Genomic DNA, 10,631 nt, shown 5'->3' with positions numbered 1-10,631 from the left:
AAACGATGTCCCCGGTTTCAGATGTAAAGGATGTCTACGGTTCTACACCCGCGCTGGGGGGCGAAGCCGCCCCAAATCCAAACACCGCGGATTACCTGACTCACCGCAGCGGTCTTATTGGGGCGGCTTCGCCCCCCAGCGCGGGGCAAGCCCGCTCACTACAAGGGTCAGGGGGGCCCCGGAGCGAAGGGTTTGTCAGGCAACGGCAAAGTAGTGTTTGACGAAACTCTCGCTGACCACTTCCCACAACACCGGCGTGCCCTGGGTGACGAACCAGCTGTCACCGGTCTTGAAGCGTGTGGACTGGCCGGTGGACTCGTCGGTGAGGATCACTTCCCCGGTCACGACGGTGGCCTGCTCATTGAACGGATAGACCATGCGGAACTTGCCCTGTGTCGTACCGAAGTAGGCGCTGCTGATCGCGTCGGTAGGTGCACCAAAGGTCATTTTGCCGAAGGCACGCACTTCGCCTTCGAGGATTTCGGAACCGAGGTCGGCCACGCTGCCCCAGGCGTCGAGTTCGGACAGCTGGATATTGTGCTTGAGGGTGGTAAGGGTCATGGCAGTTGCTCCTGATGAGTAAAAATATTTAGCGGCGCCCGTTCCAATAGCCGGAAAGTTGGTGCCAGGATTTGCCCGCCGTCAGCAGCAAGGGGCGGATGGCGTCCTTGCCGATAATGGTCGGGCGCGGGATTGAGCTGAGCAGGTCATAGCGCGCCGAGCCTTCGCTCATGCCTTCGGCCAGGACCTTGCAGATGATGTGGCTGGGGGTCACGCCAAAGCCGGAATAGCCCTGCACGAAAAACGCATTGCTGCGCCCCGGCAAGGTGCCGATCTGCGGGAACAGGTTGGGGCTGCACGCCATCGGGCCGCCCCAGGCGAGGTCGATTTTCACCTCCTTGAGGTACGGGAAAATCTTCAGCATAAGGTGGCGGTTCCACGCCTTGAGATCGCCGGGAATATGCTCCACCAGCGGCGTCGCGGCACCGAACAGCAGGCGGTTTTCATTGGTCACGCGGTAGTAGTCGATCACCGGGCGGATGTCGCTGTAGGCCCCGCGAATCGGGCTGATGCGCTGGATCAATTCTTCGGGCAACGGCTCGGTCATCATCTGGAACGCATAGGTGTTGATGGTCGAACGGTGCAGCTGCGGTTCCAGTTTGTTGAGGAAACTGTCGCAGGCCCACAGCAGCTTGCTGGCCCGCACCGAACCGCGCCCGGTGCGCACGGTGATGCGTTCGCCGTAGCTGACCTCCAGCGCCGGGCTGTTCTCGAAAATCCGCACGCCGTGGCTGGCCAGCGCGGTGGCTTCGCCCAGCAGCAGGTTCAACGAGTGCACATGGCCGCCGCCCATGTGCAGCAGGGCACTGGTGTAGGCCTTTGAACCGATGATCTGCTGCACGTCGGAGCCGCCGAGAAAGCGGATCTCGTGCTGGCTGTTGATCGACTTGAAATCTTTCTCCCAGGCACGCAGGGTTTTTTCCTGGCGGGCGTTGAAGCCCATGTAGCCGTAGCCGTGGCAGAAATCCGCATCGATGTTGTACTTGGCGATGCGGTGCTTGATGATGTCGGCGCCCAGGTCGCTGATCTCGAACACCTGGCGCAGGCCGTCTTCGCCCACGTCCTTCTTGATCTTTTCCAGGTCGTGGCCGATGCCGGCCATGATCTGCCCGCCATTGCGGCCGGTACCGCCAAAACCGAGGTAGCGCGCTTCCAGCACGACGATATTGGTGAGACCTTTTTCGGCCAGCTCCAGGGCCGTGTTGATCCCGGAGAAACCGCCGCCGATCACCACGACGTCGGCGTCGATGTCCTGCTCCAGGGTCGGGAAACTCAGGTTGTACTTCTTGGTGGCGGTGTAATACGTGGGGGTTTCGATGTTGATCATGGCGCAGCCTGAAAGGTGAAGGAAGGCGCTAAAGCGGATGCCTCCATTAAGGGCCCTGACGGGGTGGAAGTCTTGATCCTGCGTGCCCGGGGTTTTGATTCTGGGCGCCACCGGCAGCACGCGCCAAACGTATAGCGCGCACTTGCCGGCAGGGAATGCTAGAGTTTCGTTAAATTATTAATCAAATCCATCGTGACCCTGATCCCTATGCTCAAACCTCGCCAGTCCCTGACCTTGATCCTGTTGCAAGCCCGCGAAGCCGCCATGAGTTTTTTCCGCCCGTCCCTGAATGAGCACGGCCTGACCGAGCAGCAGTGGCGCATCATCCGCATCCTCGAACAGCACGGTGAGCTGGAGATTTACCAGCTGGCCGAACTGGCCTGCATCCTCAAGCCGAGCATGACCGGCGTGCTGGTACGCATGGAAGCCGCCGGCATGGTGCATCGCCGCAAGGCCGAGCAGGACCAGCGCCGCGTATTGGTGACCCTGGCGGACAAGGGCAGGGAAAGTTTCGAGGCCATGAGCTCGTGCATGGAAGCCAACTACCAGCGTTTGCAGGATGAATTGGGCGACGAGAAATTGCAGACCCTGTTGGGCCTGCTCGATGACCTGAAAAACATCAAGCGCTAGCGCGGATTGACGATGGCGGCGTGGGTGCGCAGCACCAGCAAACCGCCGAGCGCGATGAACAGCGCAAGCACGTAGAGCGCCAGGCTGGCGCTCTGGGTGGCATCGCGCATCCAGCCGATCAGGTACGGTGCGAGGAACGCTGCCACGCTGCCGAACGAACTGATCATCGCGATGCCCGCCGCCTGGGTGGTGTTGGACAAAAACGCCGGCGGCAGTTGCCAGAACATCGGCAACGCGGCGCTCGCGCCCATGCCTGCCAGCACCAGCCCGCCCATCACCAGCAGCGGGTTTTCCGGCGCCAGCCCGGCGACGGCAATGCCCAGCGCCGCCATCAACAGCGGCACGCACAGGTGCCAGCGGCGTTCACGCAAGCGGTCGGACGAGCGCCCACAGCCGATCATGAAAAAACACCCGGCCAGGTAAGGCACGGCGCTGAGCAGGCCGACCTGGCTGTCGCGGCCGATGCCCGCGCCGTGGATCAGGGTCGGCATCCAGAACGCCAGGGTGTTCACTGCCAGCATCACCGCAAAGTACACCGCGACCAGCAGCCACACCTGCGGGTCACGCAGGATGCCGCTGAACGAGGTGATGGTCTTGCGTTGTTCTTCGCTGCGCAGTTGCGCATGCAGTTGCTGCTTCTGCGCGGCGCTCAGCCACGGCACCGAGTCGAAACCATCCGGTAGCCACTTGAGCACCACCAACCCCAACAGCACTACGGGCGCGCCTTCGATCAGGAACATCCACTGCCAGCCGCGCAGGCTGCCTACGTTGTGGAAGTGTTCGAGGATCGCCCCCGACAACGGCCCGCCCAACACCCCGGCCATCGGCACCGCAATCGCGAACAGCGCGGTGACCTGAGCACGTCGGCGTGCCGGATACCAGCGGTTGAGAAACACCAGGATCCCCGGGAAAAACCCGGCCTCGGCCACCCCCAGCAAAAAGCGCAGCACGTAGAAGCCACGGGCGCTTTCCACCCACAACATGCCGGTGGACAACAGGCCCCACACCACCATCAGGCTGGCGATCCAGCGCCTCGGCCCGACGCGGTCCAGCGCCATGTTGCTGGGCACGCCAAACAGCGCGTAGGCGATAAAAAACAACCCGGCGCCGAAGCCGTAGACCGTGTCGCTAAAGTGCAGATCGCTGCTCATCTGCATCTTGGCGAAGCCGATGTTGATGCGGTCCAGATGGGCGAACAGGTAACACACCAGCAGCAACGGCATGAGGCGCCAGGTGACTAAACGATGGGTGCGATCGTGCTCGGCCAGCTCGCGGCTGGCGATGGAATTGACGGTGCTCATAGTGTTGTACTTTTTGTTTGAGTGGCCGTGGGGAGAAGGGCCTGTCGCGGCCCGCCTCGAACAATCACGCCGACCTTGCGGCAGATCGTTCATGTGTTAACGTTATATTTAATATGTTAACTACCGTCAAGCGTGGCAAAATCCAGCAGCGTTAAAACAACAAGAAGAGAGCAGCGTGAAGCCGATCCCCAACATCAACATCGGGCAGGTCTACGACCAGCGTTACAGCGACGCCGAGGTGCATTACGACCGGCTGGCCAACCTGGCGGGATTTTTCGGGCGCAACATGCCGGTGCATCGGCATGACCGGTTTTTCCAGGTGCATTACGTCAAGAGCGGCGTGGTGCGGGTGTATCTGGACGATCGCCAGTACGTCGAATCGGGGCCGATGTTTTTCCTCACGGCGCCGACGGTGCCCCACGCCTTTGTCACTGAAGCGGACGCCGATGGGCACGTGCTGACGGTGCGCCAGCAGTTGGTATGGGCATTGATCGATGCCGATCCCAGCCTCGCCTCAGGCTCGGCTTGCGTCGCATTGGCGCCTGACAGCCAGGGCCTGGATCAACTCTTCGAAGAACTGTGCAGCGAGATCAACGCCGAGCGGGCAGGGCGCGCCGCCGCCCTCGACAGCCTCACGCGGTTGATCATGATCCGCTTGCTGCGTCTGTGCGCCCACTCCCTGCCGGCACGTCCGACGCGGCATGAAGACCTGCGCATCTTCCATCGTTTCAACGAACTGATCGAAGCCCACTACCTGGAACACTGGCCGCTGGCCCGCTACGCCGAGGCGATTGGCGTCACGCCGGCCAGGCTCAACGAGGTGTGCCGACGCCTGGCCGACCTGCCGTCCAAGCGCCTGATCCTGGAGCGGGTGATGCAGGAAGCCAAGCGCCTGCTGCTGTTTACCGGCAGCTCGGCGAATGAAGTCTGCTACCAGCTGGGGTTCAAGGACCCGGCGTATTTCAGCCGGTTTTTCCTGCGTTATGCGAAACTGACGCCGGGGGAGTATCGGTTACGGCAGTCGGGGCTGTGACGCCCCACGCGCCGCCCAGCGCGGTGTACAGGTTGACCTCGGCCACCAGCGCCCAGCAGGCAGGCCAGGGCCAGCGTGGAGAATCTGAGGTTGTGCATCAGGCGCCCACCATCCATTTGGCCAAACCATGCCGGCCGCTCACGCCCAGCTTGGCGGCGGCGCGCTTGAGGTAGGTTTCGATCGAGCTGTTTTTCACGCTGAGTTTTTCCGCCATCTGCGGCACGGTGCCGCCGGTCAACAGCCCCAGGCACACCTCCTGCTCGCGCGCCGACAGGGTCACCTCGCTGAGGGCCAGGCGCTTGTAGAACTCACGTTGCAACTGCGACTGCTCGAGTGAGGTGGGGGCCGGTTCGCTGTCGACGGCGGGGGCCTGGCGCAGGATCTGCGCGTGGCGCTCCATCAGCGGCAGCAGGGTGTCCGACAGGCACTTGAGAAACGACAACTCGGCCAGGGAAAACCCGCGCTGGGTCGGTGGGCGGTAGAACGAAATCACACAGCGCCGGTTGCCCTGGCGTGACACCAGGTTGCACTGGTGCGAACCGCCCCGGGGATGGGCGCTATGGGCCTTGGCCTTCATCTGGATCAGCAACGGGTCTTGCATGTGCAACATGTCCCGCAACAGGGGATGGTCGCTGGGCGGGTGCACGATCTGCGGTGCTGACAAAGCCTGTCTGATCCCGGCGCTGCCCAGCAACTTGATGTCGAGCACCGTGTCGCGCGCTTCGTCGAGGGTCCATTCGCTGAGGTCCACCAGATGGATCGGCACCCACTTGTCCACCAGATGCAGCATGTTCGCGGCAAAATCCCCGTGGCCGCTGTTGGCAATCAACTCACCCATTTCGGCATAGAAATGCGGGCTCTCGGGGGTGCCAATGCTCTGCGTCAAACTCATAGCCATCTCATCCTTGATGTCAAAAACCGTCAGCGGACACCCTGGCGGGTTCGGGGCGATCCGTTCTTCCAGAACAGTCATCGGCGCTCGAAAATCCATTCAGCCAGGGGATTTTTCCTACGTATGTAGCGGAAATGCGTGACAGAAGCTGCCATAAAAATAACGTCATTAATTCGACGTTTCTGAAAGGCAATTCCGCCAAAAAAAAATCATGGAGTGCCGTGCTTATTAATTAAGTAATTGAAATAGTAAGGAAAATATTTTCGTTGAGAGCATCCGTTGCTCATCGACATCGGGAAGATGTAGCCAATCTCCTACAACTATTTAATCGTTTCAGCACTGAGTCGTTCGCCAAGCCCGTTGCTATCCATTTGGATGTCCGGGTTTCGGGTGACAGACAGTCCCCGGGGCCCATGCTCAAATCCGGCAATTTCGCCGTAATGGGCCTCTCTGCGCGGTCAGTGCCCGACCTCCATGAGAAGGATCTTATGCAGCATTTTCCCATCCCGCCCTACAGGACATCTGGCTCGACCAACTGCGCCAGGGCGATTCGCCGCTCTACAACATCGGCGGCTATGTCGACCTGACCGGCCCACTGGAGCCCGTGCTGCTCCAGCGCGCAGTCGAGCAACCGGTGGCCCGCCACGACGCGTTGCGTACCCAATTGCACCGCGACGCCAACGGCTTCCCGATGGCGTTGCTCGCGCGCATCGCTTCAATCACTTCACCGATGGGCAAGGCTTTATGACGGCCTATGGCGCCAGCACGCTGGATGAAGCGTTCATCCATGCTGCAAGCCTGCCGAAAGGGGCGCCTTAACGCCCGGGCAAAAACGCCACGCTGCCTTCCTCACGTTTCTTGAACATGCGCTCGCCGTTATCCGGTTGGGTGACGATCACCTGGTGGTCCGCCCCCAGGTACGCCAACGGCGTCGGGTCGTCTTTGCTGAATTGCGCGACGATGAGGGTGTGCTGCGGGTCGAAGTGCCGGCCGCTGGTTTTGTCCAGCCAGGCGATGAACGCGGCGCTGTCGCCCTGGCGCGGGAAGTCCTGGTCCTGGGCCACGTAGTAGAACGGTTTGCCGCCGTTTTGCAGGTACATCGGCAGCTTGTTGTCGACTTCCACCAGCACCATTTGCCATTGCTCCCAAGGCGCGCGTTTGACGGCTTCGGCGCGCACGTCTTCGGCGAAGCGGGTCACGCCGCCGTTGCCGTTGGTCCAGGGATACGCCACGCCAAGTATCAGCAGCAACAGGCCCGCAGCGATGCCAAACCCTGTGCGCCAGCGTGGCCGGGCGGCCGGTTTTTTCAGCAGGTGTTCCTGCAGCCACCAGGCGCCGAGCAGTTGTGCAAACGGCACCAGCGGCAGCACGTAATAGCTGCGGCGGCTGCCGCTGGCGGTGAAGAAGATGAACAGCAGGCCCAGGCCCCACACCAGCCAGCGCACGTTGGGTGGCGTGGTGCGCCAATGGCGCAGGGCAAGCCACAGGCCGAGCAGCCAGCAGGGTGTCCAGGGCAAGGTGTAGGCGGGCAGGTAGATCAGGTAGGTATAGATCGGCCCCATATGGTCAAAGGGGTCGAAGAAGCGCACTACGTTTTCCCGGAACACCAGGGCCAGGCCGCTTTGGCCATAGGTTGGCATGCCGTAGAAGTGCGACAGCACGAACGGCACCGCATACACCCCGGCGGCGATCAGCAGCGCCAGCAGCAGGCGCAGGTTGAGGTGACGTTTGTAGCGTTGTTCGCTGAGCAGGTGCGGCAGCAGCACCAGGCCCGGCAGCACAAAGCCGATCAAGCCTTTGAACAGGGACGTCAATGCCAGTAGCAGGAAAAACACCGTGTAGCGTCCCAGCCGCGTGTCATCCGGGCCGCGCCAATACCACCACACCGCCGCCAGCACGCCGCACACGGTAAGCACATCCGCGGTGGCGACCCGTGCCCAGAACATGAAGTAGAAGGTGGTGGCGAGCATCCAGCCTGCAAGCAGGCCGGTGCCCTTGTGCAGCAGGCGTGCGCCGATCAGGTAGACCAGCCACACGCTCAACCACGCCGCCAGCACCGACGGCAGGCGCAACGACCACGGGCCCAGGCCACCCATCACGTGGGCCAGGCCGGTGATAAGCCAGTAGGAGGGCAGGGGCTTGTCGTAGTAAGGCACGCCCTTGAGGTAGGGATCGAAGTAGTCGCCGCTTTGCAGCATGTGCAAGGCGATGTCGGCCCAGCGCGTTTCCGGGCCCCACAGGTCACGGCCGCCGAGGCCCGGCAAGAGCATCAATGCCGTGACCGCCAGCAGGAGCAGCAGGGCGCCGTGTTTCTCTGTGAATCGCTGGTTCATGGCAGCTTCGGATAAATGATCAGTTGCAGGTAGCCCTTGTCATACCGCGTGCCACCGAGGGGCAGTTGCCCGGCCTGACGCATTTCACTGGTACTGCCGACGCGGATCAGCACGCCCACCGAACCTTTGCGGCGGGCGTCCTTCAGCCAGTCTTCAACCTGGTCCAGGCTGATCTTGCGTTGTGCGCTGTCCGGATATTGCAGGCCATAGCGCAGCTCGCCTTCGGTCTCATACAACCCCACTTCGGGCCGTTGCAGGCGCCAGGCGAGAGCACTGGCACTTTCCAATTCGTTGCTGAGCAAGGCACTGGTTTGCTTGAGTTCGTCCAGGTGCTCCAACACAAACTGGTCAGGCATTTCGTTGTCGGTGACTTGCGCCGGCATGCTCGCCGGCAACAGCACCACCAGCAAGCCGATGCCCAGCACCGGCATCGCCCACAGCGTCAGCGGGCGGAACGCTTGCAGCAGGTTCGTGAGGATCCAGCCCAGCAGCACGATGAACATCAGCGACAGGCTGAACATCTCCGCGTGGCTGTTGCCATACGGCGGCCTGGTGATTTGCAGGTAGATCAGCGCCACCATCGCCGCCATGCCGATGCCAAAGTTGAGCATGCCGTTGACGCGGATCGAGCGCGATTTGCCCTGTTGTACCAGGTCGCTCAGCGCATGCCCCATCAACAACGCCAGCGGCAGCAGGCACGGCATGATGTAGGTGGGCAGCTTGCCTTTGCTCAGGCTGAAAAGGAACAGCGGCAACAACAGCCACAGCGCAAGAAAGCCCACCGCCGGCTGGCGTTTTTGCGTCCAGGCCTTGCTCAAGGTGGCCGGCAATAGCGCAGCCCAGGGCAGGCACGCGACCACCATGATCGGCAGGAAGAACCACCACGGCCGGGCGTGTTGAGCGGTGGCTCCGCTGAAGCGGCGGACATGTTCGTTCCAGAAGAAGAACCGCCAGTAGTCCGGTTCTTGCACATGGATCGCCCATACCCAGGGCAGGCACATTAGCAGCGCCACTGCCATGGCCAGCGGGCCATAGCGCAACAACTCGCCCAGGCGCCGCTGCCAGAGCATGTAGGGCAAGGCGATCAGCACCGGCAGCGCCCAGGCCAGGAAACCCTTGGTCATGAAGCCCATGGCGCAGGCCCCGCCCAACATTGTCCACGCGGCCAGGCGACCACGGGTGGTGGTGTTGTCGATGGCAAACCACAGCGCGACCAGGCTGAGGTTGACCCAGAAGGTGAATTGCGGATCGAGGTTGGAGTACCCGGCTTGCCCGGCGACCAGGCCAAAGCTCAGGTACAGCAGCGCACAGGTCAGGCTCTTGCGTGGATCGTTCCACATCCGCCGTGCGATCAGATAGGCCAGCAGCACGCTGAGGGCGGTGGTCACGGCCGAGGCGATGCGCACACCGAACAGGTTCTGGCCAAACACCGCCTGGCCGAGGGCGATGAGCCAATAGCCGGCGGCAGGTTTTTCGAAGTAACGCACGCCCATGAAGTGCGGTGTGATCCAGTTGCCGCTCAGCAGCATTTCCTGGCTGATCTGGGCGTAGCGGGTTTCATCCGGGATCCACAAACCGTGCAGGCCCAGGGGTAACAAATAGAATGCGACAACGGCCAGCAACAGCAGCGGCAGGGGTTTGAATCGGGTCATGAAAACGTCGCTCCTTGACGTTCGCGGCAAGCGGGAGAGGGTATGAAAGTCATAGCGTAAAACATTGAAGTTTCCACTAAGTCACTGAAAATATTCATGACGTCCTTAACTAACAGGCACAACTAAACATGCCAGAAGTTGGCTGTCGTTTTGCTGAACATGGGCTGGGGCGGTAAGTATTTAAGTTCTAGAGTTGCTTGAGTACGGCGGGCCAATCCTTGTTGTTAACGATGCCCAGAGTCTTGAACTTGCCGTTCGCCAGCACCTGCACGAACAGTGCGCTGCCGTACTCGGGGAACGTCGCGTGGGGGAAACCCAGGGTCTTTTCGAAGTCGGCGATGCAGCCGCTGTGGGTGACGAAGACCAGATTGCGGCCAGGCAGTTTGTGGCTGAGCATTTCTTCACCCATGGCCGCGCCGCAGATGGCTCTTTCGCCTGAGCTGAACTCACTTTTGTCAAACATGAAATGCACCGTCTGGGCGGTTCGCACGGCCGGGCTGGCAAGGATGTCGCTGGCCTCCATGCCCAATGAATTAAAGGCTTTGCCGAGTTTTACCGCCTGTTGGCTGCCATTCACGGTCAGACCTTCGGGAGGGCCCAGGCAAGGATTGGCGGAGCGGTCGCAGCGCTCTTCATGGCGCACCAGCACAATCACCTCGCCGCTGTGCCAATGGGCCAACAGGCCTGAGCTGAGCAGCCGGCTGCCGACGCCCAGATCGGGCGGTGACGACGGCCATAACATCGCGCCGGTGAGCAGCAGGCCGACGGCCGCAGTGCCGATCCAGAGCCTTCGCAGGCGTTTGATAACGGCTCGGATTGAGCGCGGTTTGGTCAGAGTAAGGTCAACCACACTAATCACCATGGGCACTGTTGGCAGTGTTAAATCAAACAGGCGCAACGTT

General features: G+C 61.5%; 10 protein-coding genes and 1 pseudogene. 4 read left to right on the top strand and 7 right to left on the bottom strand.

The features are described 5' to 3' along the window. Nucleotides 1–195: 195 nt before the first annotated feature. Both OPU96_RS24600 and OPU96_RS24595 read right to left on the bottom strand, forming a co-directional pair. Nucleotides 196–561, bottom strand: a complete 366-nt coding sequence (locus OPU96_RS24600) for a cupin domain-containing protein (RefSeq protein WP_226455177.1) — start codon at nucleotides 559–561, stop codon at nucleotides 196–198. A gap of 28 nt (nucleotides 562–589) precedes the next feature. Further along, the gene (locus OPU96_RS24595) at nucleotides 590–1,888 is read right to left on the bottom strand and encodes an NAD(P)/FAD-dependent oxidoreductase (protein WP_305391187.1); all 1,299 of its coding nucleotides are present in this window, start codon (nucleotides 1,886–1,888) and stop codon (nucleotides 590–592) included. A 207-nt stretch (nucleotides 1,889–2,095) separates the two neighbouring features. Here OPU96_RS24595 and hpaR point away from each other — a divergent pair, with 207 nt between their 5' ends. Further along, entirely contained in the window at nucleotides 2,096–2,518 is a 423-nt protein-coding gene (gene hpaR / locus OPU96_RS24590; RefSeq protein WP_192297227.1) for a homoprotocatechuate degradation operon regulator HpaR, read from the top strand. Here hpaR and OPU96_RS24585 read toward each other — a convergent pair. Further along, nucleotides 2,515–3,819, bottom strand: a complete 1,305-nt coding sequence (locus OPU96_RS24585) for an MFS transporter (protein ID WP_226455179.1) — start codon at nucleotides 3,817–3,819, stop codon at nucleotides 2,515–2,517. The genes hpaR and OPU96_RS24585 overlap by 4 nt on opposite strands. 175 nt (nucleotides 3,820–3,994) lie before the next feature. Between OPU96_RS24585 and hpaA the strand changes: the two genes are divergently transcribed. Further along, nucleotides 3,995–4,852, top strand: a complete 858-nt coding sequence (gene hpaA / locus OPU96_RS24580) for a 4-hydroxyphenylacetate catabolism regulatory protein HpaA (RefSeq protein ID WP_498559858.1) — start codon at nucleotides 3,995–3,997, stop codon at nucleotides 4,850–4,852. Nucleotides 4,853–4,949: 97 nt separating this feature from the next. Here the strand turns inward: hpaA and OPU96_RS24575 are convergent, their stop codons facing one another. After that, nucleotides 4,950–5,744, bottom strand: coding sequence for a helix-turn-helix transcriptional regulator (locus tag OPU96_RS24575; RefSeq protein ID WP_305391186.1), 795 nt, complete (start codon nucleotides 5,742–5,744; stop codon nucleotides 4,950–4,952). 520 nt (nucleotides 5,745–6,264) lie between these two features. Between OPU96_RS24575 and OPU96_RS24570 the strand changes: the two genes are divergently transcribed. Then, nucleotides 6,265–6,492 (top strand): condensation domain-containing protein, encoded by a 228-nt coding sequence (locus OPU96_RS24570; RefSeq protein WP_498559859.1) that lies wholly within the window; start codon nucleotides 6,265–6,267, stop codon nucleotides 6,490–6,492. Then, nucleotides 6,456–6,563 (top strand): annotated as a pseudogene (locus OPU96_RS24565) (ABC transporter ATP-binding protein); the annotation flags it as partial. The gene OPU96_RS24570 and the pseudogene OPU96_RS24565, both read left to right, overlap by 37 nt. Here the strand turns inward: OPU96_RS24565 and OPU96_RS24560 are convergent. The 3 genes from OPU96_RS24560 to pmrG all read right to left on the bottom strand — a co-directional run bounded on the left by OPU96_RS24560 (nucleotide 6,560) and on the right by pmrG (nucleotide 10,591). Further along, nucleotides 6,560–8,077, bottom strand: a complete 1,518-nt coding sequence (locus tag OPU96_RS24560) for an ArnT family glycosyltransferase (protein ID WP_498559857.1) — start codon at nucleotides 8,075–8,077, stop codon at nucleotides 6,560–6,562. The pseudogene OPU96_RS24565 and the gene OPU96_RS24560 overlap by 4 nt on opposite strands. Next, complete coding sequence (gene arnT, locus OPU96_RS24555; RefSeq protein ID WP_498559856.1) at nucleotides 8,074–9,729, bottom strand: lipid IV(A) 4-amino-4-deoxy-L-arabinosyltransferase; 1,656 nt, start codon at nucleotides 9,727–9,729, stop codon at nucleotides 8,074–8,076. Before arnT ends, OPU96_RS24560 begins: the two co-directional genes overlap by 4 nt. Nucleotides 9,730–9,916: 187 nt before the next feature. Beyond that, on the bottom strand, nucleotides 9,917–10,591 hold the full coding sequence (gene pmrG, locus OPU96_RS24550) for a lipopolysaccharide core heptose(II)-phosphate phosphatase PmrG (RefSeq protein WP_226455185.1): 675 nt from the start codon (nucleotides 10,589–10,591) through the stop codon (nucleotides 9,917–9,919). Between the last annotated feature and the right edge of the window lie 40 nt (nucleotides 10,592–10,631).

It is taken from the genome of Pseudomonas sp. RP-B7, assembly GCF_059803535.1.
The sequence above is the reverse complement of the archived record's forward strand: the minus strand, read 5'-3'. Positions and strand labels throughout refer to the sequence as shown.